This window comes from Dyadobacter sp. LHD-138 (genome assembly GCF_030929615.1).
Classification (GTDB): Bacteria; Bacteroidota; Bacteroidia; order Cytophagales; family Spirosomataceae; genus Dyadobacter.
Genome location: NZ_JAVFVU010000002.1, coordinates 15,278 through 40,356 on the forward strand (window position 1 = coordinate 15,278; position 25,079 = coordinate 40,356).

At 43.3% G+C, this 25,079-nt stretch carries 17 protein-coding genes; 8 read left to right on the plus strand and 9 right to left on the minus strand.

Going from position 1 to position 25,079, the window contains the following annotated elements:
* From RB622_RS01010 to RB622_RS01025, 4 genes are all read left to right on the plus strand, one after another.
* Entirely contained in the window at window positions 1–1,104 is a 1,104-nt protein-coding gene (locus RB622_RS01010) for an acyltransferase (protein WP_308044614.1), read from the plus strand.
* Between the two features lie 76 nt (window positions 1,105–1,180).
* A complete protein-coding gene (locus tag RB622_RS01015) occupies window positions 1,181–1,924 on the plus strand; it encodes a glycosyltransferase family 2 protein (RefSeq protein ID WP_308044615.1) in 744 nt (247 codons plus the stop codon).
* A gap of 98 nt (window positions 1,925–2,022) precedes the next feature.
* On the plus strand, window positions 2,023–4,713 hold the full coding sequence (locus RB622_RS01020) for a hypothetical protein (protein ID WP_308044616.1): 2,691 nt from the start codon (window positions 2,023–2,025) through the stop codon (window positions 4,711–4,713).
* A gap of 3 nt (window positions 4,714–4,716) precedes the next feature.
* Window positions 4,717–5,739, plus strand: coding sequence for a hypothetical protein (locus RB622_RS01025; protein WP_308044617.1), 1,023 nt, complete (start codon window positions 4,717–4,719; stop codon window positions 5,737–5,739).
* Between the two features lie 966 nt (window positions 5,740–6,705).
* Here the strand turns inward: RB622_RS01025 and RB622_RS01030 are convergent.
* Complete coding sequence (locus tag RB622_RS01030) at window positions 6,706–6,834, minus strand: hypothetical protein (protein ID WP_308044618.1); 129 nt, start codon at window positions 6,832–6,834, stop codon at window positions 6,706–6,708.
* A gap of 81 nt (window positions 6,835–6,915) precedes the next feature.
* Window positions 6,916–8,172, minus strand: a complete 1,257-nt coding sequence (locus tag RB622_RS01035; RefSeq protein WP_308044619.1) for a sodium:proton antiporter — start codon at window positions 8,170–8,172, stop codon at window positions 6,916–6,918.
* Window positions 8,173–8,391: 219 nt separating this feature from the next.
* On the opposite strand from RB622_RS01035, the gene RB622_RS01040 reads away from it, so the two are divergent.
* The 4 genes from RB622_RS01040 (at window position 8,392) to RB622_RS01055 (ending at window position 12,727) form a co-directional block, all read left to right on the plus strand.
* Window positions 8,392–9,522 (plus strand): lipase family protein, encoded by a 1,131-nt coding sequence (locus RB622_RS01040; RefSeq protein WP_308044620.1) that lies wholly within the window; start codon window positions 8,392–8,394, stop codon window positions 9,520–9,522.
* 22 nt (window positions 9,523–9,544) lie between these two features.
* Complete coding sequence (locus tag RB622_RS01045) at window positions 9,545–10,057, plus strand: DUF1648 domain-containing protein (RefSeq protein ID WP_308044621.1); 513 nt, start codon at window positions 9,545–9,547, stop codon at window positions 10,055–10,057.
* A gap of 148 nt (window positions 10,058–10,205) precedes the next feature.
* Window positions 10,206–10,913 carry a hypothetical protein gene (locus RB622_RS01050; RefSeq protein WP_308044622.1) on the plus strand — a complete coding sequence of 236 codons (708 nt, stop codon included), beginning with the start codon at window positions 10,206–10,208 and terminating at the stop codon, window positions 10,911–10,913.
* 80 nt (window positions 10,914–10,993) lie between these two features.
* The gene (locus RB622_RS01055; RefSeq protein WP_308044623.1) at window positions 10,994–12,727 is read left to right on the plus strand and encodes a M14 family metallopeptidase; all 1,734 of its coding nucleotides are present in this window, start codon (window positions 10,994–10,996) and stop codon (window positions 12,725–12,727) included.
* Window positions 12,728–12,861: 134 nt separating this feature from the next.
* On the opposite strand, the gene RB622_RS01060 is transcribed toward RB622_RS01055, so the two are convergent.
* From RB622_RS01060 to RB622_RS01090, 7 genes are all read right to left on the minus strand, one after another.
* Window positions 12,862–13,899: a PmoA family protein gene (locus RB622_RS01060; protein ID WP_409021407.1), complete on the minus strand. Its 1,038-nt coding sequence runs from the start codon at window positions 13,897–13,899 to the stop codon at window positions 12,862–12,864.
* Between the two features lie 175 nt (window positions 13,900–14,074).
* Entirely contained in the window at window positions 14,075–15,415 is a 1,341-nt protein-coding gene (locus RB622_RS01065; protein ID WP_308044624.1) for a Gfo/Idh/MocA family oxidoreductase, read from the minus strand.
* A 31-nt stretch (window positions 15,416–15,446) separates the two neighbouring features.
* The gene (locus tag RB622_RS01070) at window positions 15,447–16,823 is read right to left on the minus strand and encodes a DUF1080 domain-containing protein (protein WP_308044626.1); all 1,377 of its coding nucleotides are present in this window, start codon (window positions 16,821–16,823) and stop codon (window positions 15,447–15,449) included.
* 175 nt (window positions 16,824–16,998) lie between these two features.
* A complete protein-coding gene (locus RB622_RS01075) occupies window positions 16,999–17,916 on the minus strand; it encodes a sugar phosphate isomerase/epimerase family protein (protein WP_308044627.1) in 918 nt (305 codons plus the stop codon).
* A 117-nt stretch (window positions 17,917–18,033) separates the two neighbouring features.
* The gene (locus tag RB622_RS01080; protein WP_308044628.1) at window positions 18,034–19,869 is read right to left on the minus strand and encodes a RagB/SusD family nutrient uptake outer membrane protein; all 1,836 of its coding nucleotides are present in this window, start codon (window positions 19,867–19,869) and stop codon (window positions 18,034–18,036) included.
* A 22-nt stretch (window positions 19,870–19,891) separates the two neighbouring features.
* Entirely contained in the window at window positions 19,892–23,035 is a 3,144-nt protein-coding gene (locus RB622_RS01085) for a SusC/RagA family TonB-linked outer membrane protein (RefSeq protein WP_308044629.1), read from the minus strand.
* Window positions 23,036–23,349: 314 nt separating this feature from the next.
* Complete coding sequence (locus RB622_RS01090; protein ID WP_308044631.1) at window positions 23,350–25,041, minus strand: RagB/SusD family nutrient uptake outer membrane protein; 1,692 nt, start codon at window positions 25,039–25,041, stop codon at window positions 23,350–23,352.
* Between the last annotated feature and the right edge of the window lie 38 nt (window positions 25,042–25,079).

Here is a 25,079-nt window from a genome sequence, read left to right on the forward strand (position 1 = left end):
ATGCACGCAACTACAAAAGGACATATCATTCAACTTGACGGAATCCGCTTCATCGCAGTTGCCCTCGTACTCATTGACCATTTTTTTTCAAGCGTAAACATTATTCCTTACGGCAAATTAGGCGTTACTATATTCTTTGTTTTGAGCGGTTTCCTGATCAGCCGAATATTGCTCAAAAGTAAAGAACGTTACATTGAACAACCGGACGGCTTCAAACAATACATCCGTAAATTCCTGATCAGAAGAACGATACGAATATTTCCGATCTATTATCTTTTGCTCGCAATTTTATTTATTCTGAATGTTCCGCCCGTTCGCGAAAAAATTGCCTGGCTGGCACTTTACGGTACCAATATTTACATTGGCATTTATCAGACCTGGCTGGGTTCAACGGATCATTTGTGGTCACTTGCCGTCGAAGAACAGGTATATTTATTTTTTCCTTTTCTGATATTTTTTGTTTCAAGAAAAAACCTGATCCCCTGGCTTGCGGTGATGGGTGTTTTAAGCGTATTACTGCGTTTCTATTTTTATTTTTCGGGAAAAGACTGGAGTGTTTCCTATGTAACGATGCCAGCCTGTCTTGACTCATTTGCACTTGGCGGGCTAATGGCCTGGCTGCAACTTTATAAAAAAGATGTTTTTCTTAAACTCTTTGATAAAAGCTGGCCGGTACTCGTGGCACTTTTAGGCTGGGTTGCGATGCAGTACTGGAATAAGTCATATGATAACATCCACAACGTAGTTGACGTGGTTATAGACCGTCTTGTGTCTTCCATTTTCAGTTTTTTCCTGATAGGAAGGGCTGTTATGGGTTATAATGGTGGGATGAAACATTTTCTCGAAAATCCCGTCAGTGTTTATTTGGGCAAGATCAGTTATGGTATTTATCTGTACCATAACTTCATTTACAACCATTATCACAGCGGCCCAAATCACCCGACTGTGAGGCTCCTGCATAAAATTTACAGGAATTTTCCGGCCTTGGAAGGGTCGCTTACCTTTGAGGCATGTCTCTTTTCTTTGCTTACAATTATTGTCGCTTCTATCTCCTGGCATTTCTTCGAAAAACCAATTAATTCTTTAAAAGATCGTTACGCTTAGTAAATAAAAAATATCCAATTTTAGGATACAGGCTTTTTTCCTTAATTTCGCATTAACATACCAAATAATTCTCTGCATGACGTTCCTTCTTAGTATAGTAATGCCGGCATACAATGAACAAGATTGTATCGAAAAAGTAGTACATAACTGGACAAGTTTCCTAAAGAATAAATTTCCAAACGACAATACCACACTTATCGTGATCAACGATGGTTCCAAAGACAATACAAAAGTACTTTTGGACAAGCTGGAAAAGGAAGTAACGAATCTGACCGTTGTTAACCAAAAAAATGGCGGCCATGGCAATGCTGTGGTAAATGGTTACCGTAAAGCGCTGGAAATGAACTCACAATATGTGTTCCAGACCGACAGCGACGACCAGTTTATTTCCGATGATTTTGATAAACTCTGGGCAAAACGTAACCAGTCAGAATTTATTCTGGGGTATCGCGAGGTGCGTCATGATGCGGGTGTCCGTTTGTTTATTACCAAATTTTTGAGAGGAACGATCTCATTTGTTTACGGTACTTTTATCCTGGACAGCAACATTCCGTTCCGGTTAATTAAAGGTACGTTTCTTCAAAAATTGATGAATCAGCTTCCAAATCCGGAGCCTTTTGCACCTAACATTTTCCTTTCTGTTATGGCAAAAAAATCAGGACAAGAGCTTTTTGATATACCGATTACACATAAAGACCGCGAAACAGGCGAAGTTTCTATCGTTAAATGGAATCTTTGGAAAGTTTGTATCCGCAGCTTTAAAGAATTGCTACGCTTCCGTCTGGAACTGAACCAGCACGTGAAAGCGATCCGTGCTTAACGAAAGAGAAAACAGCTCATACTGAGTATTTTTTATATCGATAAATTAATACAGTTTCCTGTAATTTCTTTTACTGAAACTGTTTACTCATTAAGCCCGTGTCGAAAAAACGCATCATTGCTATCCTGCTGGCGGCCCTTCTGGTTCCAGCAGGATATTTTCTATTCAAATGGTCCCGCGGTTCTTCGGCTGCCTGGAAATATATTCCTTCAAACGCCGTAGTAGTCATCACCAGCGAGCACTTGCAGGATTCCGCCTATACTGCGCTTGAAGCGAATCTGGACCTGAAACGGTTGCCGTTGCTGGACATTGCGAGCGATAACCTGTCGCTGCTGAACCTGCTTTCACCAGACCAGAAAAAATTACAGGCATTCCTCAAAGGAAAAGATATTTCCTACTCCTATCATCCGCGTACCAGCACCGAATGGGGTGTGGTTATGTATATTCCTGTGGAGGGCGATAAGGATTCCAAGTGGCTTGCAAGTCCGCACCATAATGCGATCCGGGTGCTGCATCACACTTTTCAGGATCACAAGATCACCGATATTAACGACACCCGGTCACAGCCTTTGTTCTCGTACATTATTAAGGACAATTACCTGATTGTCAGCTATTACGGAGAACTTATTGAAGATGTAATCCGTGCCACTTCATTACACATACCCACATTTGACCTGCAATCTAAATTTGAGAAAAGCGACGATTCCAATTACGGAACGAGCCTGTATCTTAAAAATGAAGCATGGAAATCGATCATTCCCTCATCGACAACACAGGGAAGTAATTTCGCAGAATTCGCGCAGGCATTTCCAGGTTATCAGGATTATCATGCAGAAAGCGAAGAAGCCGGAAACAAGCTTAAATTCGTCTCAAACGGTACCGATTCTCCGGATTATTACATTACAAACTGGCTAAAAAACAGTTCCGGATCGGTTTTTAAAGGCCATAAACATATATCACAACAGACCTCCTATTTTTACCGTTTTGCGGTTCAGGACAAGCCGGATTTCCAAAAACAGTTTTTGAAATGGCATAAAAAACTAAAATCAGAAGCCTGGGAAAAACTGGTTTATCATATTGGGAAAGAAAGTACACTGCTGCTGGAAAATCTGGGATCGGAGCTTATTCTTTGTCAGCTTGAAGAAAATAACAGCATCAGTGATGGAAAAATACTGCTGGCCGAATTTTCAAATTATGACAAATTAAGACCTGTATTAAAGAAACTGGCCCGGCTTTCCACGCCAGAATCCAATGTCTCGACCGACCAGTTTCAGGGTTACGATATCTATTCAATTGCGATCCCTGAATTCCCAACGGGTATTTATGGCCCCATGTTTTCCGGTTTCCCAAGGACTTATGTTACCTATGTGGCACCTTATCTGGTGATGAGCAATAACTCACAGGTGCTGCAAAATTACATCGTGGATTATGAGAACCAACTGACCTGGAAGCAGTCTCCGGAATATGACAGCGTATTAACCAACGCAAAATCGAAGGCCCAGCTTTCATTGGTGGTGAACCTGCGAAAAGCACAATCACGGGGCGAGGGTTCTTATACCAAATCTTATTCCGATTTAACGGCAAAAATTGAATCTGTCGTGCTGCAATGCCGTTATGACGGCAGCAACGCCTATCCTGAAATTACGCTCAGCCCTAAGAAAAGACAAACCGCAAACAAGGTACTTAACCGCACCTTTCTGAACATCGATATCGAATGGCCGGTTTTGTATGATACTGAACTGACCGCACTGCAAAATCCGATCGATGGCAGCTCCGAAGTTTTACTGACGGATAAAGAAAATAATCTGCTTAGGGTAAATAACTTGAAAACCGGTAAAACGGAGACAATCACCAGGCTGAACGGTCCGATTGTAACATCCGCATACAAAGTTGACTTCCTGAATATCGGCCGGCAGCAGCGCATTTTTGCTACATCCACCTCCGTTTACGCGATTGACGAAGATGATTCGACCCATGTTATTTCCAGTTTCTCCAAAACAATCCCGTCCGGCAGCCCGATCACGGCGCTGTACATGATCGACGGCGGCGAGGATGGCAGTAACCGTTTTGTTGTCAACGACGCGCAGGGGGAGCTTTACATCTGGGAAAGTGTTACCAAAGATATCCGGAAACTGAACCGGATCAATCACTTTGACAACATTCAGAGTCCCGTTGTTGCCCTTAACCAGATTGGCAACCGGAATTATATTGTCACCCAGAAAAATGGAAAAATATTCCTTCTGAAAACAACAGGAGCCGTTAAAGAAGGATTTCCGGTTGACATTCTGGCACGGACCGAAAGTCCCTTTACCTGGACGCAGAACGCCGCCACGGGCCAGCTCGAACTGGTAGGCGTCAGCGTTTACGGGGCGCTCACACGCATCAGTCTGGATGGTAAAATTACTTCCCAAACGCAGCTGTTAAGACCAGAACCCGCCTGCCAGTTCAGGACGGTTTTTGACAGAAATTCCCTCGACTGGATTTTGGTAAGAACTTCCACCAATAAAGCGGCCTTCCTGACAAAAGACGGCAAAGAACTTTTCGAGATCAAAAACCTGTTACCAAATTCGATTATCCAGTACCACTTTTTTGGTGTAGATAACCGTTTTATAACGATCCGTTCCGGAAATTACACGACTATTTTTGACATGACCGGCAAGCGTTTGGGTGACAAACCTATCCCTTCCGAACTGAAAGTACAGTTAACCTATTTGCCGTCCTATTACAAATTACTGATTTTCAGTCGGTCTGAAAAGAAAGTACAGGTATGGTCGATTAAGCTGCGTTAGAATATGAAATATTTGAAATACATATTTTTAGTTATTTTTTCACTGGTCTGGCTGGTGGGACTGAGCCCTTGGTCCTTTAATAAAATTGCTGAATGGAAGCTGATCAAAGACGGCTACCGTTTTGGGGATTTGTATAAATTATCCAATCTTCCGCAGTTTAAAGATCCGGCCAAACAATGTCCGAAACAGATTCTGGTTGAAAAAATACCGGGCAAGAAAAAAATTCACTTGTATATTGTCGGCGATAGTTTTACTGAAGCAGAACGTGTTGGAAAAGAAGATTTTGCCGTCGACAAGTATCAATATGTGCACTGGGATAGTTTCCTGCATCTAAAGACAGATACTTCCGAAATCAATATTCTCCTTATGGAATGCGTTGAAAGGCATTTCAGAGAGAAAATGACCGCTCCGATCCATAATCTGATCCCAGACTCCACTACGTTTATTTTGAAAGGGCCTGAACCTTCTTTCATGAATAAACTGGATAAAGCGTTTGCTTCCGACGGCACTGAAGGCCGCCTGGACGCCGTATTTTTCCAGAATGATATCATGTTAAAGTTCAGAGAAATGAAATCAGCTTTTACCTATCATTTCTTTCATCGGGTCAACAAGGAAGTTACGCTGGTCAATAATGATAAAAACCTTGTCTATTACCTGGATACAGATACGCCAAAAATCACGTCATCCTTTACGGATCTTCGCGAGGGAGAGCTTGATACCATGATGATAAATCTTTCAAAAAGTAAGTCACTGGCACAAGGACTGGGTTTTGACCACGTCATTCTTTCGGTTATTCCCAATAAAGTTTCGGTGTTAATGCCTGAATATGGTCATTATAACAACCTGATCAGCCGTGTTTATAACCATCCAAAAATGGATATGCCCTATATCGACGTCTTATCAGATTTTAGAAAAATGAAAGATAAGGCCTATCTGAAAGGCGATTCGCACTGGACCTGCCAGGCGCAGAATATCTGGTTAAGCAAGGTAAATAGTCTTATTAGGGAAGTAGTCCAGAAGAATTAAAACCGTTTTTATTGGTTCCAAAAGCACCAAACGTTCCTTTGGAACGACATTTTGGTTAGCTCGTCTTTTTTTCTACCAACGAAACGTCCTGATCGGACGATACGACCAGGATAATTGAAAATCCTGAATATTCAACTGTTTAAGAAACCGTTCCCTCCCAACGACTCGTTGCACGAAACGTCCAGATCGGACGATAATACCAAAGAAGTTGAAAAGGTTGGATTTTCAACTTCTTTCAGAGGCCGTTCCCTCGGAACGACTGGTTGGTAGAAAAAGAGATAGCACAGCGCCGCTATCGTTCCAGAGGAACGTTTCGTGACGCTATGCCATCAACTTAAATAATCGCATCTTCCGTACTTTCGATCCTACCGGTCAATTTGCCAACGAAACGTCCAGAACGGACGATAATACCAAAGAAGTTGAAAAAGGTTGGATTTTCAACTTCTTTCAGAAACCGTTCCCTCAGAACGACTGGTTGGTAGAAAAAGAGATAGCACAGCGCCGCTATCGTTCCAGAGGAACGTTTCGTGACGCTATGCCATCAACTTAAATAATCGCATCTTCCGTACTTTCGATCCTACCGGTCAATTTGCCAACGAAACGTCCAGAACGGACGATAATCTCAAAGAAGTTGAAAATGTTGGATATTCAATTCTTTGAGAAACCGTTCCATCGGAACGACTGGTTGGTAGAAAAAGAGATAACACGGAATCTATCGTTCCAGAGGAACGTTTGGTGACGTTATGCCATCAACTTAAATAATCGCATCTTCCGTACTTTCGATCCTACCGGTCAATTTGCTAACGAAACGTCCAGAACGGACGATAATACCAAAGAAGTTGAAAAAGGTTGGATTTTCAACTTCTTTCAGAAACCGTTCCCTCGGAACGACTGGTTGGTAGAAAAAGAGATAGCACAGCGCCGCTATCGTTCCAGAGGAACGTTTCGTGACGCTATGCCATCAACTTAAATAATCGCATCTTCCGTACTTTCGATCCTACCGGTCAATTTGCCAACGAAACGTCCAGAACGGACGATAATACCAAAGAAGTTGAAAAAGGTTGGATTTTCAACTTCTTTGAGAAACCGTTCCATCGGAACGACTGGTTGGTAGAAAAAGAGATAACACGAAATCTATCGTTCCAGAGGAACGTTTGGTGACGTTATGCCATCAACTTAAATAATTGCATCTTCCGTATTTTCGATCTTACCGGTCAGTTTTCCGACGGTAAGCCCCTGCACGATGATCGAGAATAACACCACGAAATAAGTGATTGCCAAAAGCAGATTCTTGTTGAGATCATTGTCAATCGACAGGGCAAGTGCAATCGAAACGCCTCCTCTCAGCCCTCCCCAAACCAGAATGATAATCGATTGTTTCCCGAATTTTTTACGGAAAGGGATTATTTTTACCGGAATATAGATCGAAATAAACCGGGCAAAAAGAACCACAGCGATGGTGATCGCGCCAATCCAGCCATATTGTCTAAGGTCCGGTATGAGCAATAATTCAAATCCAATGATCAGGAACAAAAGCGCATTCAAAATTTCATCAATAAGCTCCCAGAACTTATCCAGATAATCTTGTTCCGTTTCGGTGATATTGCCAAGGTTTTTACCGTAGTTGCCAATCATCAACCCAGCGGCCACCATCGCAAGCGGGCCGGACATATGCATCGCTTCGGCGGCTAAATGCCCGCCCATCACAATCGCCAGGGTAATTAATACGTGTACGTTGTAGCCTTCCACTTTATTGTTCGCATGAGAACCAATAAACCCGAGCACGACCCCTAACAAAATCCCTCCCAGGGCTTCCTTAGCCAGCAAAGTTGATATACCCACAAATGACGTGTTGACTTCCTCACCTCTTGCGAGGGCCAGCATGATGATAAAAACCACAACAGCCATCCCGTCATTAAAAAGAGATTCTCCGGCAATTTTAGTTTCCAAAGATTTCGGTACGCCTGCTTGTTTCAAAATCCCCAGTACTGCAATCGGATCTGTCGGTGAAATCAGGGCTCCAAAAACCAGGCATTGAATAAATGGTATGCCCAGTCCCAGCCAGGGCAATATATGATACATTAAAACACCAATCACAAAAGTGGATATCACCACACTGACCGTTGAGAACACCATGACCGGTATGCGCTGCTCTCGCAGATCTCCCAGGTGAATATGAATTGCGCCTGCAAAAAGCAGAAAATTCAGCATGGCACCCATTAAAATTTCGGTTAAATCAATGGTGCTAAGCAGTGTAGTGACTCTGTCGAACGTATGCGGGAACACCTTATCCGTGGCTAACAGGCCCAGAGAAACCATCAGAGCAATCACCATGACACCAATGGAAGCAGGTAATTTTAAGAAGCGCGCATTGAGATAGGCAAAAATGGCAGATATGACAATTAAGACAGAAAACGAATAGTATAACTCCATGAAAATATTTTTTAGACTGGCTAAAATAAAAAATTAATAGCAGCCATAAAAACGAAATGACCGGATCAGATAAACTCTAAGGGTATTCTAATAGTTGGAAAAAGTACAGCCAAACATGGTTTTAGACTAATAATTTATTAAAAAAACTGCTGTATGGTGGAATCAAGTACACTTTGAGCAACATAAATTTCTATATTTACTACAACTTCAACTACTACTATGATCACACTTCTTCCATTTCTAAAAAATCGGGATCAAGTTTCCCGGCTGATGTTTTCAGTAATTATTTTGCTGTTTTGCTGCGGGCTTACCCACGCTCAGACACATGTATTAAAACCTGGTTTTGACAAACAGGAATACATTGAGCTCCTTAAAATGCACGCCAGACTTTATGATACCACAAAGAATAAGGTCCCCTATCCTGTCCATTTTAAAAATATTTACCGATCTCCGGTGGTTGGCATGGATAACCGCTGGGATTTGTGGGGTAATAGCAAAGGCGTTGTGGTGATTAACGTCAGAGGCACGACTACGAATCCCGTGAGCTGGCTTCAAAATTTTTATGCGGCCATGGTACCCGCGCAAGGAGAAATTAAACTTTCCAATAATTTCACTTTTAAATATAACCTGGCGAGTAATCCGCGCGCAGCCGTTCACGTCGGCTGGTTGATTGGCGTTGCATATCTGGCAAAAGACATCGTTCCAAAAATTGATTCCTGTTATAAAAAAGGGATCAAAGATTTTATTATCATGGGCCATAGCCAGGGCGGTGCACTTACTTATCTGATGACTTCGCACTTATACAATCTTCAGAAGCAAAATGTAATTCCCAGGGATATCCGTTTTAAAACCTATTGCAGCGCCGCTCCAAAAGCCGGAAACACGTATTACGCTTATGAGTACGAAGCTTTAATAGACGGAGGCTGGGGCTTCAATGTCGTTAACGGTGCCGACTGGGTTCCGCAAACGCCTTTCTCGGTACAAAAACTGGATGATTTCAACGAGACAAATCCTTTCAGGGATGTTGATGGTGTGGTTAAAAAACAGAAGTTTTTTACACGGATCGCTTTACGGCATGCCTACAAAAAAATGAAAAAACCAAGTGAAAAAGCACAGCGGAATTATGAAAAATATCTGGGCGGTTTTGTTTCCAAAATGGTAAAGAAAACATTACCCGAATTTACACCACCCGTGTATGTTCACACCGCTGATTTTGTGAGAATTGGTCCGACAATCACGTTGTTGGGTGATGATGCTTACTTCAAACATTTTCCCGAATCAAGGGAAAATGTATTCATTCATCACTTAATGGAGCCTTATTTGTATTTAATAGACCAATATAACCGTTAGATTTGCTGTCAAATTTCGACTCATGGCAAAATCTCAAATCAATAAAAAGCCCGCATCCAGATCCGGGCTTTCAAAAACTGACAGAATACTGGATACTGCGGGCTGGTTCGCGTTGGCCAGCTTAGGCCTGCTGACGGTTTTTACTTATTTTCATGTACAGGACATTATCCCGCTGCATTTCAATGTGATGGGAAGACCGGATCGTTTTGGTAGTAAAATCATGATTTTCCCGGTTTTTGCAATTGCCTGTTTCATATTTTTTGCCATCACGCTTTCGGTCAAATATGTCTTCAATCCGGCAAAAGCGGCGGCCGTTCCCAATAAGAACTTTGATTTCGCAATCAGGATCGTCAGATTTTTGAAGCTGATTGTGATGATCGGTTTTATTTATATCCTGGTCATGACCAATCTTATCGCGGATCATCTGGCGAGCGGACTGGGCTCTTTCTTTTTAGCCGCTGTTTTCATCTCCCTGCTTTTCCCGGTCGCCTTTTTTTTCAAAAAAACGCTCCGAGAAAAACTGATGAAAAAGTAACTGACCACTGCTACTGGCATGGTTTTCCTTATATCCGTTGCATGATTACTTAATACTGAGCCTGACGTCCTATGGATGTTGACTGTTTGATTTATCAACAAGCTCAGAACAGGGTAATCATGCAATCGAAAAATTCTTTTAAAAATTTATGGAAAACGAAAATAAATTTGCCGTAGAAGTTTTGTCCTTTACAACCATACAGGAGCTCCCTGATTCCTGGACCAGCGATGATTACAAGGCATTACTGGTCAATATGGACTATGAGAATCCGGATGAAATTCCTCAGACGGAACTGAAAGAGATGTGTCTGATGTCCATCACTGATTTTGAACCTGCTGAGGCTGCAAAACTCGTTTTGGAATACCTGGATCAGGACCTGCTCACAGACGGACAGATCGAAAATCTTTCCCACCAAATGCTTACTGAAAAATTGTGGGAGGAAAACCCAAAACTCAATCTTCACGTCAGCTTTTTTAAAGCCACACAATTGCTCTATGAAGCCTACAACGGAAAATTTCCAAGGGCGGAAGCGGTCCGGTTTCAGTTAAAAATCATTGCTCAAAATCCGGATAGCCTGGCGATATTTGACCAGTTTCCGAAAGCCCCGGTATTGCGATTATTGGCGCAGGGCATGTCGGATCGCAGTCTTGTCAACCGGCTTTTTAGTGATCAGCTGGAAGGCACCAGCTTTCCGGAAGCCGAAAATATTATCTGGAAACTGGATGTGCCGGAGAAAAGTGCAAATGCAATGGTGTTTGATATTGTTAGCTCCGCTTATTGGCTTGACGATATTAAATATGCGAATAATTATGAAGCCAGCTCGCATACAGATATTGCTGCCGAAAACGAGGAATAAAACGTCAATTAATTGACGGAGAAATTGCATATCGACATCGTTATCAGTAAAATTGTCTTTATGCAATTTCTTAAATACCTATGCAAAAACTCCTGTCAGCCCTTTTCTTATGTATATCCACACTCGCAGCGGCACAATATGAAACCCGTTTTGAAAAAAGCGGAGGAAAAGAGACACCAACCTATCAGGAAGGAATAGCCTACTACAAACTCCTGGCTAAAAATTTTCCACAAATCCAGTTTAGTACAAAAGGCCCTACGGATAGTGGAGAACCACTTAGTCTGGTACTTTATTCCAAAAACAAAACCTTTGATATTAAGAAGTTGAAGGCGCAGGGTAAGGCGGTCTATCTAATCAACAACGCCATACATCCCGGCGAACCCGACGGTGTGGACGCATCCATGTTATTACTTCGCGATATTGCGCTGCATCCTGAAAAATTCCCTGAACTTGACAGCGTTGTTATTGCCATCATTCCATTTTACAACATTGGCGGGGCTTTAAACCGCAACAGCACGACCCGGACAAATCAGGACGGTCCACTGGCATACGGATTTCGTGGCAATGCGCGAAACTTCGACCTGAACCGTGATTTCATTAAGAATGACACGAAAAATGCCCGAAGTTTTGCGGCGATTTTCCACGAGCTCGATCCGGACCTTTTCGCCGATACCCATGTGAGCAATGGCGCGGATTACCAGTATATCATGACGCTCGATTATGCGCAGCAAGACAAACTGGGCGGTTCCCTGGGAAAATTCCACAAGGAAACCTTTCTTCCTTTTATGTATAAATTTTTGAAAGAAGCAGGTTTTGAAGCGACCCCCTACGTGAATTCCTGGGGACAAACACCGGATAAAGGATTTGTTCAGTTCCCTGACTGGCCGAGGTATTCAACGGGTTATGCGGCACTTTTTCATACCATTGGTGTGATGACCGAAACACACATGCTGAAACCTTATGACCAACGTGTAAAAGCGACTTATGCCTATTTGCACGGTAATTTAAAAGTAATGGCGCAGTACCGCAACCCCTTGCTGCAAATGCGAAAAGAGACGAAGGAAGCCGTAAAAACGCAGGAAAAATTCGCGATTACCTGGCAAAACAATAAGGAGAAATTTACAGAAATTGATTTCAAGGGTTTTGAGCCGGAATATTTCCCCAGCAAAGTCAGCGGTCAAGATCGGCTGCATTACAACCGGGTAAAACCACTCAATAAAAAAGTTCCGTTTTACGATACGTATGAACCGCTGGAAGTCGTCACAAAACCAGCAGCTTACATCATTCCCCAAGGCTGGTTTAACATCATTGCGCTGTTGAAACTAAATCAGGTTCAGATGACGCAAATGGACAAAGATGAAGAACGTGAGGTTGAAGTCTATTACATCCAAAGTTATGACGCGCCCAAACAACCCTTCGAAGGACATTACTGGCATACCAATACCGAACTGCGAACCGAAAATAAAAAGCTGAAATTCCGAAAAGGAGACTGGTATATTCCGGTTAATCAATGGACAAACCGCTACATTGTTGAAACCCTGGAACCCAAAGCGGTTGATTCCTTTTTCAAATGGAATTTCTTTGATACGATCCTTCAGGCGAAAGAAGGTTATTCGGCTTATGTTTTTGAAGACCTGGCTGCGGAAATTTTAAGTAAATCTCCCGAGCTGCAAAAGTCTCTGGAAGAGAAGAGAAAAGCAGACGAGACTTTTGCAAAAAGCGGTGATGCGCAGCTTCGCTTTATCTATGAAAATTCACCTTATCGTGAAAATGAATATTTAAGATATCCGGTATTCCGGGTTTTGGAAAAATAATCCGGCAAAAAACCAAAAAAATCGCCGCCTGTTTTACTGCCCTACGACCTAACGTCGGGCGTAAAAACAGGCGGCGAAATATTTTCATGTGCTTGGCTGCGTCATAAAAAATACGCGCAGCTAACGTCTCTATATCATTTTACTTTGGCAAAATCTGCTGCAATGGTATTCAGAGAAGCATCCGAAAGGTGTTCTGATGCAACAACCAGTCTATAACGGAAGGTTGTCGATTCTCCCTTTTTCAATTTAAAGTTTAACACTTCTTTTCCATCCGTAAAAGCTTTCTGCCCAAGCGGATTCACCGCGAACAAACCATAACCTCTTGCGTGAAAATAAGCTGGATAACCAACGTTTTTTGGATGATCGACAATAGCAATGCTGATCTTTTCATCTTTGATTTTTCCCGTCAGGTTACACCAGGTAGCTCTTTTGGCCCAAACGGCTTCACCTTCTACGCCGTTGCTGTTGCGGTAATTCCCCGTAATTCCTTCGTTATTCAAGGAAGGAACTTTGGTGGCAATACCGGCAGCATCTGTGAAAATCTCCGGCTTGGTCGACGGAAGTTCCAGCTCACGGGCAACGCGGATTGCAAACATCCCGTCCTTGATGTCCGGCATGGCAACGTCACCGTTAACAGCCGTCAAAGTGGTAATGCGGTCAACAGTCCGGTTATTACCTTTGCCGCTGAAAACATAGGTTGTTTTCTCCTGCAAAGTCAGTTTTCCGTCTTTATCGATCCAGTCGGCCGTTACAGCAAGCTCACCTTTATCCTTTCCACCTTTGATGGAAGTAATTCCCGTGTGTTTGATGGTTCCGTAAGCACGTTTGGCGTGATCAACAGCATCAGAATTATTCCAGTAATCGTTTCCGTTTACATCTTCATAATTGAGCCAGACGCCTACGTGGTGCGGGTGATCCACACGCTCACCCGGACGAGGATCCAGCGGCCAGCCACGCGTTACCAGCGTACCTTTTGCGGTCATAACCGGATAAAGCACGGCTTTTTTCAAAACATCTTCACCCGGATAGAAATAAGACGTGAATGGTTTTCCATCAATGCTTACTTCCACTTTTTTGTCTTTTTTATTATCGACCAGGTCCACTTTCTGAGCCTGCACCAATCCGGTCATTGCCAAAGAAAAAGCAGCAATTGCTATGCTGGTATGTTTCACTTGTGTTTCGGTTTAAGGGTTAAACGCAGAGGTATGGGGAGTTTTGCACGGAGTTTCGCTGAGATAATCGCAATAGCTAATTGCCAACAGCTACCTAATTATAAAATAAAACGCTGTGTGACTCTGCGTCAAACCGCGCGGCGTCCGCTCCCCTTACCTCTGCGTTTAAAATAATTTAACTTAGAATGATATCGCTTTTCTTTGAATCCCAGGTTACTTTTTTACCGGTATGCAAAGCTTGCGTTGACATAATGTTTGCCACAGAGTGGTTAAATCCGGCACGCGCAGGAGCATTTGGCTGCTTGCGGCTGCGAATACATTCCATCCAGTTGCGCATGTGAAGTGAAGTCATCGGATCAGATCCTGTGTTGGCGTCGGTAGCAATTTTATCTCCTGCTTTTAGTGACATTTCAGGTAATAAATTGGCCTTCATACCCATTGCCTCAGCAGCTTTGGCTGTAAGCCCGCCTTCCGAAGTAATTTTGTTGGTATCAAGGTTAATCATACCGCCATTTGAGTAGTAATATTCTTTCACGTCTCCGGCTGCCTGGTGCATGCGTGCCGAGTAAATTACCTGGAAACCTTTATCCGGGTTATCAAAAGGACCGTAATCGAAGGTTGCAGAGAAAGTATCCGCGTTTACACGGCCGTCTTTCCAAACATAAACCCCTCCGTTTGCGACTACGCTGCGTGGCGCTTCCAATCCGGAAAACCAGTGAACTGTATCAATCTGGTGCGACATCCACTGTCCCGGAAGCCCCGATGAATAAGGGTAAAACAACCGGTATTCAAGATAATGGCGTGGATTCCATTCTGTTTTTGGGCGGTTCATCAGGAAACGATCCCAGTCTGTATCTTCTTTTCTGATCTGGGCAACCAGGTCAGGACGTCTCCAACGGCCAGGCTGGTTTACATTCCAAGTCATTTCCACCATTGAAATATCCCCAAATTTACCTGATCTGATAAAGTCATTGGCCGCATGGTAGTTCGGCGCGCTACGACGCTGAGATCCCACCTGAACAATTTGCTTCGAAGCTTCAACGGTTTTCAATGCCAGTTTACCATCGGCCAAAGATTCGGCGAAAGGTTTTTCAACATACACATCACGACCGGATTTCACGGCTTCAACGCAATGCAGCGCATGCTGAAAATCAGCAGTACTGATAATAACCGCGTCAACATCCTTACGCACCAATAATTCTTCGTTATTACGTGCCTTTACAAATTCGCTGGCAGACCAGCCTTTTCCTTTTATAAACTTTTCAGCTTCGTCACGGCGACGGTTCCATAGATCGGAAACGCCCATAAACTCGAAATTCAATTCCTTGGAATGCTCAGCAAAACTTGGCGCCAATGAGCTGCGGAAACGATCGGAAAAACCAATAATTCCTACACGAACACGGTCGTTTGCACCTAAAATGCGACGATAACTTGACGCATTAACCGAGTTAACACTTACTGCAACTCCGGCAGAAGCCAAAGCGGCCTTTTTGATAAAATCTCTTCTACTGGTCATGATTATAAATGAAAATTTGTAAGATTTTAAACTATTTACTCAACACTTTAACTTTAAGACTACGGAAAGAAACATTATCTCCGTGATCCTGTAAGAGAAGATAGCCTTTTTCGGAAAGGCCAAAACCTTCAAAGTTTTTGAACTTCGACCCTGCTACCAAGTCCTTAAAAGACTGCGATCCCCGAACATACTCTACAACTTTGTGATTATTTAAAAAATGCTGCACAGTTCCGTCAGGATTTACGACAATGCGTCCCAAATTCCATTCCCCGATTTTTTTAACGGCACCATTTGGCTTCTCAGAAGTGATAATATCGTAAAGGGAAGCGATGGTGCGGTTGCCATTTTTACCCATTTTTGCATCCGGATGTTTGGCATCATCAAGCACCTGAAATTCCAGTCCAACACCTGATTTTCCGTTTGAATTAAATTTCTTATCGACAAAATATTTCACGCCGCTATTGGCTCCCTCAGTCAATTTAAACTGAAACTGGTATTCGAAAGCCGGGCCGTAAAGCTGTTTGGTAACAATGTCATTTCCCGTTTCTGATCCATCCGATTTTGCGATCGTGATCGTACCATCATTGTAAGTCCAGCGTTTCGTCGGAAATTCCGCGCCACTGTATGACTGCCACTGTTCCACTGATTTTCCATCATAAAGCAATTGCCAGCCCTGTGCTTTCTCTGCATCCGTAAGTGTATTCGGAATCAGGTTCACGATACGAATCTTGGTTTTGGGACTTGGTTTCAGGTTCGTTGTTTTGATCCGAACGTTTTTCCAGCTTACCTGCGTGCCTTCCAGACTTTTGTCCTTATTTCCGATCCCATGTACCTGCAAGCAAATAAATCCACTCGGCGTCATGTCATCCACCACATCTGCAACCGGAATCCCATTCACAAAAGTGCGGATCGAATTTCCAATTGCTTCCACGCGGTACTTGTTCCAGGCCTCTTTTTTGAAAGCTTTTTTCGCGTCCGGATTTATATCCAGAGAATACAACCACCCCCGGCGCGCCTCATCATATAATCCGCCCGACCAGGCCCGGTCACTCGGGTCAATTTCTACCTGGTAACCATGTACCCGTCCGTTTTGATAATCAGGTGTTGAAAGGCTTCTGATCTGGATACCTGAATTCAGTTTATTATCCACTTTGACATCACATTCAAAAATAAAATCGCCGTAGTTTTTTTCAGTGGTTAGAAACGAGTTCGGCGTGTCCAATACCGAAGTCCCGACAATCGCGCCGTCTTTTACTTCATACTTCGCTTTTCCGTTCAGTTGTTTCCAGCCCGAAAGGTCTTTTCCATTAAACAAATCCTGCCATCCGTCTTTGGATTTTTGTGCGTTGGCGGTGAAAAAAACATTAGCCAGAAGCATTGCTGTCAGGCAAACTTTCAATTTATTCATTGTTGCTTTTACAATTTTTGTTAATCATTTGAAACGGCGAGGAGACTAAAATGTGATTATTTTAGTCTCCTCAATACATAACGATATTTTTGGGCTATTACCCTTACAAAATCATTGCCAGATGACCTGGATAAGAAATATTATTTCGATGCTGAATTATAAAATAACCTTTCTTTTACCCCAACGGATACTTCAACGTTTCCGTGATATATTTCTTATTAATCTGCGCACAAATCAACGGTGATTTTTCCGGATCAGGCACACCGTCCAGTTCAACAACAGCCCACCCTTTAAACTTAATTTTGTTGAGTGATTCAAATACCGCCGGAACATTCACACGTCCTTGCCCCAACTCGACAAACTTGTAGCCGCTTTTGGTTTCAGCCGGTTTTGTGTCCTTCAAATGAAGGGAATGGATCATGTCCTTGTATTTGACAATGGCATCCTGAGGTTCTCCCCCGCCCTGCTTATAGTGCGCAATATCCAAAAGCAACTTAATATACCTTGGATCCATCGCCTGCACAATCACATCCACCTCTTCCGGCGTTTCGCCCAGCTGATTCATGTGGTTATGATAAACGGCCTGTACTCCCAAATCAGCCGTTTGCTTACCAATTTCATTCATCACCTTTGCCAGTTTTTTTAATTCCTCCACCGACGGCGCCCGGTCTTTCGGACGTAAACTATTTGTTAGCTGCAAAGCACTTCCGCCCAATGCCTTTACAAAACTGGCGTGCGCAACATGGGTATCCACGGTGCTTTCAAATTTGGCAGGATCAATTTCTACGTTACCACTTGAAAACATGCATAGGGTCAGATGATTTTTCACAAGCGCATCCCTCAGCTCGGACACCTTATTGCGGTAGGGCCCAAAAGTGTTGGCCCTCAGCTGAATTCCTTTGAACCCAAGCCCCGACAGATCCGCCATGGCCTGCTCATCTTTTCCGCCCCAGGTAATGGCGGAATATCCGATCTTCACATCGCCCTTTTTCAAAAGCGTTTCTGCCCAGGCAGAAGATGTCAGAAGCGCTGCGGCGCCCAGTGAAAAATTACGTAGAAAAAGTCTTCTGTCTGCGGCTTCAATTGTTTTCATAGTTGTCTTTTTAGGCAAGGTTCAGAAAAATTGTATCACTTTTTTACAAGACGAATATAATGCAGAAAAGCCCCCGAAACCGGGAGCTTTTCTGCATGTACTAATTCATTCGTCACCTCACTTTCCGGCGATGGAAGTAAGCGGCGGAATATTATTTTCGTATCCCTTGTATCCCTTGTTTTGATTAATAACTCCCTGGGTATTCCCTTGAATCGTTGCCGACGGTATAGGCCAGAGCACATGATAAGGGCTCATTGTATATTCATCTCCGTGACGTGTTTTTACGCCTTTATTGTAAAAATTGCTCTTTTCCATGATACGGTCATAGAAAAAATTGTTGTCAGAAAAATTTTCCAAACTATACGTTTTTCCGTTATACGCTGCTTTGCCCGTTTGAGCCAAAATGTATGCGATACGGGTAAGTTCAGTTTTCCTTGGTTCCTCGTAGTAAAGTTCGCGGGCTCTTTCATCCAGAATTGTACCGATCGTAATTTTGCCGTCTGTAATGGGTGCACATGCGGCTCTTGTGCGAACAGCGTTGATATCCTTCGCGGCATTGACAAGGTCACCTTTCCAAAAATAGGCCTCTGCACGCAATAAATGCGTTTCCGCCAATCTGAAAACATACCAGTCCGTGTGCCCGCCAGCCGCCTGAACACGCTCCGGATCAGCCACATATAGCTTATAATGCGGCCAGTCGAACCAGCAACGAATGGTATCAATCGTCAATAGAGCCCCTGCATCTGTACGCAAACGAAGATTTTTACCATAATCGCGATCACCTGCTTTAATGGACGGATTATTGTAAATCAAATCCTGCATTCTCATCCAATTGCCCGGCGCGTGGCGAAGATCGTTTTTATCATCCCAAACGCTATGCGTGGAATACCAGGTCGGTCTTAATCGTCCAATACCCCTTCCATACTTATTAACCTGATCAAACTCGATGCCATAAGTATCAATTGTCCCTCTGTTGCCAGATGGCGTATTGATATTATTATGCCAAAACGGAACACCATTTCGCATACTTTGAATCCCGCCATCGAAGTTTCCATCAATTAAAAGGCGGTCAATGACCAAAAGTAAAGCTTCTGTATTTACACTGGCGGCCTTGTTTTCAGGACGGTGCATATCCCAAATTACGTTTTTGGTTGCATCACTCGCATGAACCCCAAAGCGATTTGTCATTAACCTATGTGTCCCGCCATCAATAACATTGTTTGCAGATTTTACTGCATCGTCAAACAAGCCTAATGAAAGGTTTACCTTGGTCAAAAGGTGACTGACTGCTCCCCTGTTAACCATTCCCTTATCCACGATAACAGGTACCCATTTCTCTGCAAACTCCAAATCTTCCTTCATTTTCTTGAGAATTACTTCTCTTTTGGTAGACTGAAAATCAAGCTTGGCTTCCACCACTTCGTCAAGAATAAGTGGTACGTCGCCAAACTGATTTACAAGCCGGTAATACCGGAATGCCCGGTGAAAATAAGCAGTGCCCAGAAGTTCATTTCTTTCTTGCTCATTTTTGTAAGTCGGCTCATCAATACGGGAAATGGCCACATTTGCATATTTTATTCCTTTGTAACCCTCCAGCCAAAACCACCCGATTCTGTTATAATCTGCACTGTTAAGCTGCGCATCCGGCGTGATCTGAAGGTTCATATTCTGCGCTGGTCCGGATTTGTCGGTAGTTCCCTCGACGGCTATGTCCGAAAATATACTCTCTGTGAGAATTGGGGGATTGTCGCCGTACCACTCATATCGCATGTTACGCTCGCAGGCTATAAGTGTCGCCCGTAATCCAGCCGGATCACCAAAAGTATTTTCCGGCGCAAAAAACGAAAGTGGTTTGGGTTTCAGCCTGGCCTCGTCACAGCCGACAAGTGTTGTCATCAGCACGCATACACCCATCAGAAGCTTTTTGCCCGTATTTTGATATCTATGTTTCATAATTTTTATCGCTTATATTTTGTTACAAAGTAATGTCGACACCAACGGTGAGCACGCGTGGAGAAGGAACATTGTTATTATCCACATCAGGCTCAGCATCCCAGTAGTTCCATTTTGGAGCATAGTAGCCCAGGTTTTTAGCTGAGAAAAAGAATTTTAGATTATCAATACCTATCTTCTGCACATGTTTTTTAGGTATCGTGTAGCCTAAGGAAATATTGTCAAGACGAATAAATGAGCGATCTCTGTACACGTTAAAACCGCTGGATCCTCCTTCACTGGAATAAAGCCTTGCCCATTCATTCGAAGGATTTTCTTCTGTCCAATATGGAAATTTGTAGGAACTGGTTCTGTCAACGAATCCATCCCTGTTTTTCATCTGGTTGAATCCTGCTTTATGTCCCCAGTAAGAATAAACTGCAATACCAACATCCAGAACCTTGAAAAGTTTGAAGTCATTTCTCAAAGTCCAACGGAAACGCGGATTGGTGTAGCCCTGAAATACTTTGTCTGCATTTGAGTATTTGCCATCGTTGTCAACATCTCTGATTTTAAAATCACCCGGTTTCACGCCGTACTTTGCAGCTGCTTCTTTTTCGGCAACCTGCCATACACCATCAATTTTATAATCCCAGATTTCGTCAAGCGCATGGCCGATAAATCTTTTGTTGGCAACGTCGTCCTTTTCTTTTCCGTTAGCATCCTTATCTCCGTAAAGTGAAACGATTTTATTTCTGTTTAACTGAAAATTGGCCGTTGTCCTCCATGTAAAATTCTCGCGATTCATATTAACTGAATTCAGGCTGAATTCTATCCCCTTATTTTCAACTTCACCCAGGTTATCCCAAACCGAGCTGAAACCCAGGATATCAGGAAGAGCACGTTTCACCAAAAGATCTGTTGTTGAGGATTTATAGACCTCGACAGAACCCTCTAAAACGTTGTTCAATATTCCAAAATCAAGTCCAAGATTAAATGCCGCGGTCCTCTCCCACTTCAACTTGGCATTCTGCATTCTGTTCACGTACAGCTGATTAACCAGATACACCGTACCATCTGCCCGCACGTGCAAATATTTCCCCGTATTCAAATCAGACAAAGCCTCATACAATCCGATGTCCCGGTTCCCATTGCTACCCCAGGAAGCGCGGAGTTTCCCATAGCTTAGCCAGCTGCTTTTGAAGAATTTTTCATCAGAAAATACCCAGCCCAACGCAGCTGACGAGAAAGTAGCACGGGGATTTTGCTGCCCAAATGCCGAGTATCCGTCACGTCGGGTGGACAACGTAACCATGTAACGATCTTTATATGAATAGAATAATCTCGCCATCAATGCATCACCTGTGCTATATTCGTCGTTCGCAGCAACAGTCGGTAGAATTCCACCCCCAATCCCATGATATCCCAGTACATCGGTTGGCAGGTTCCCTTTATTGGTCATTGTATTATCCCATCTCTGATATTTTTCAGCATTGGCCAATAAAGTCAGATCGAAGTTATGAGCCCCAAATACTTTATTCCATTTGATAATATTATCTACCTGCCAGTTGAATGTTTTACGATTCTGTCTACTCGAACTACCCCCAACGGCAGCCCATTCGGCATGTTTCGCGGATTCATGATTAAAGCGCTCGTAAAATTCATAGCGGGGCGTGTAGTTAACTCGATAAGAAAACCCAAATGGCAAGGTTACAACACCAAAAAGTGTCGTATTTAAAGTTGTGTATTTAACCCTGCGATCAATAAACTGGCGTTGGTAATAAGGGTGATTACCGCCACTCGCCTCGTTATTCGGCCTCCATTTATAAGTCCCGTCCGCATTATATTCAGAGCCCCAGGGAGAAAGTATCCTGGCCAGATTGTAATCAACCGGAACCTGACTTTCGTCTTTATCTGCAAACTGCGTGGTCATGCCGACGGATAAAAATTTACTGATTTTACCTTCCAGGTTTACGCGTCCACGAACTGTACTGAACTGGTCGCCAGTAATGATACCTTCATTTTTAAGGTATCCCAAAGACATAAAATAGGAAATTGCCTCCTTTTTTCCGGAAAGACTGACCGTGTGATCCTGTCTGACACCAGTCTGGAAAACCTTTTTATACCAATCCACACTTTTACCAGCCTTGTAATTTTCTATTTCAACTGGCTGCATACCAAGACGCTGTAACCAGATCGTCGTCGGATCTCCTTTTGATCCATCGTAGGCAAGCCATTGATCGAGCGTTAAATCCGAGGGTAAATTCGCAGGATTATCAAACTGATGCGGTTTATAGGTTGCGTTAATGTTTTTCATGACATCGCCGCGCCATGCAACAAACTCGTCCGGGCCCAGCACAGGTTGGTTCTTCGATACATTCCCAATACCCATGTTGGAATTGATGTTAATGACTGCTTTCCCGTCTTTTCCTTTTTTGGTGGTAATCAAAATAACGCCACTCGCTGCTTTTGCTCCAAAAACGGCGGTAGAACTGGCATCTTTCAGTACATCGATGGTTTCGATATCATTTGGATTAATATCTGATAAATCACCGTAATAGATTGTGCCGTCCAGTACCAACAAGGGACTTGTAGCGGCATTAATTGAGTTTCTCCCGCGTACCAGTAAACTACCACCACCTTTTGCGGATGGCGACATTCCAACGTTTAAACCGGCAACGTTGCCCCTAAGAATGTCCTGCACCGAGTTCGGATTTTCATTCTCCAGTTTGGAAGTGTTGATCTGAGAAACCGCACCCGTCAAATCGCGCTTTTTCTGCGTACCATAACCGACCACAACAACCTCATCCAGCGTTTTTTGATCGGATGCCAGTATGACTTCAATGCTGCTTTGGTTACCTGCCGGCTTTTCCTGAGAGAGAAATCCGACGGCCGAAAACACTAAAATTACGTCGTCGCCCGGAACGCTGATTTCATATTTCCCATTCACATCGGTCGTTGTTCCCGTGGTCGTGTTTTTCACAAGAACCGTTACACCGGGCACCGGCGTATTGTCGTCTTTGGCTAAAACCCGTCCTGTAATTTTTCTGTCGATCCGGTCCAGGACTGCTATTCCGGGCTTGGACCGCAAGACTCCGGAAAAGGCAAATGAAGGGGAAACCAGCAATGCCATGAGCACGCATCCCTTGACCATTCGCAAAGGGATTTGAGAAGATCCTTTGTTCATTGAATGTAGGTTTAGAATTGGTGAGTAAATCGGTTTAGGTATATATGCAATCGATTGAAATATTAGTTGCAACCGATTGCATATCAAAAAACCACGACGAAATAGAAACATTCCAACCCCTACAATGATTAGTTCAATTTTTTAACAGAATTATTTAAAATATATCATATGTGTGTCTGATACAGGCAAAACGAATATTTATTGAGGATAAAAAAAATAAAAAAAAACGAAAGGAGGCCGTCCTGAAACAGGGCGACCTCCTCTATTCAATTTCAAATTTTAGTTAATCAAACGCCATCAGAAAAACATCTGAATTAATAGCCCGGGTTTTGACCAAAAACAGAAACACCTTCTGCATTTTTTGCACTACGGTCAATCTGGGTTTGCGGGATAGGTCTCACCAAATGCCGCTCTCCTATGTTCGCTGCTGCCTGGGGATTGTATTTTTTGACACGATCTACCAAATTCCCCCAACGTTTAAGATCCATCCAGCGTGTTTGTTCACCAGCCAGCTCTCTCGCCCGCTCTTCCATCAGCATTTCAAAAGTCATCTCGGATTCCTTGATAACCATCGCGTCCTTTTTACCTGCCCAACCTGCTCGCACACGCACGGCATTAATGGCGTCTGTGGCATCCTTCACTTTCCCGGCACCCAACTGAGCCTCAGCTAGCATCAAATAAGTATCAGCCAGGCGGAAAACGAAATAGTCGCGACTTCCTGCCTCATAGGTCATATCAGGACGTTTGGTATCAAAAAACTTCTTCAACGTTGGAAACAATGCTTCTGAATATTTACTTGGCACCAAAACCTGGTATTTCTTCTTCGCTCTGTCTGCTTTTGACATTTCAAATCCCGGAATGAATATTGTTGTATCTCCGGCAGCAAAAGTTACGCTGGTTTTTGAATCATCAAATGCCGTATTATACGTACCAGGTTTGTTGGATAACCAGGTATCCTTAAAGGTTTTTTTGTACCGGGAATCATTAACTCTGTCTCCAAAAACAACATCTGTAAGATACGTGGTTGGTCTGAGGCGCTTGAATGGACGTCCGTTCAAAATGTCACGCTGCATGCCAGCCTGAACATCATACTGCATGCCAAAGAAAAGATGCAGGTTATTTCCTCCATTGGTTGCTCCGGTGTTATTGGTCAGGTTGGTCAGTGGATCCGATGTGTATTGAGCCGCCCAGACTACCTCCGTATTTTTTTGATTTCCTTCGTCAAACACGCTGGCAAAATCATCCAGTAATTTAAAGCCGTAATTGGTTGTTACGCTCTTGCAAAGGTCAGCAGCCTTGGTAAAATCGTCGGCGGCTTTTTGTGCGGAATATGCTTTTGCCAGATAAACCTTTGCCAATCCCATCTCAACAACCGGCTTGATGATACGACCATACTGCGCCGAAGTCGCAGGTACACCAGCCAGGGCCTCATTCATGTCCTTGATAATTGCTGCATACATTTCGGCATCAGTATATCTCTTCGTGTCCTTTGAAGCTACCACAGTTTCAGTCAGGCGTAAATCAACGCCGCCATACTGCTGAAATAAAATAAAGTAATAATGTGCACGAAGAAATTTCACCTCAGCGATTCGTAACTTTTTGGTATCCTCACTGAGCCCCTGCACATTAGGAGCTCTGTCTATAATCGCGTTACAGGTATTGATTCCGCGGTAGAACTCATCCCATAAAGTCGCCAGATAATCAACAGTCGGGTTCATTTGTGTATCATAGAAATGGAAACCTTTATAGCCGCCATCAGCTCCTGTGGCATATATATCGGTTCCAAATTCGGTCATTGTCAAGCCCAGCTGCGTTGCATAGTAAATCCGCAAAGCAGAGTAAGCCGAGTTAACGCCATCCTCAAACCCTTTGGCCGTATTGAGGTATTTGTTGTCGATTCCCGATATCACTACTTCGTCCAGTAAGTGATTGCAAGCCTGTCCCGACAACATCAAAGCTGCTATGGCAACAACTCTCGCAGGTTTTATGATATATTTTAAATTCATGTCTTAGTCAATTAATAATTTTACAAACTTCTTTGAGG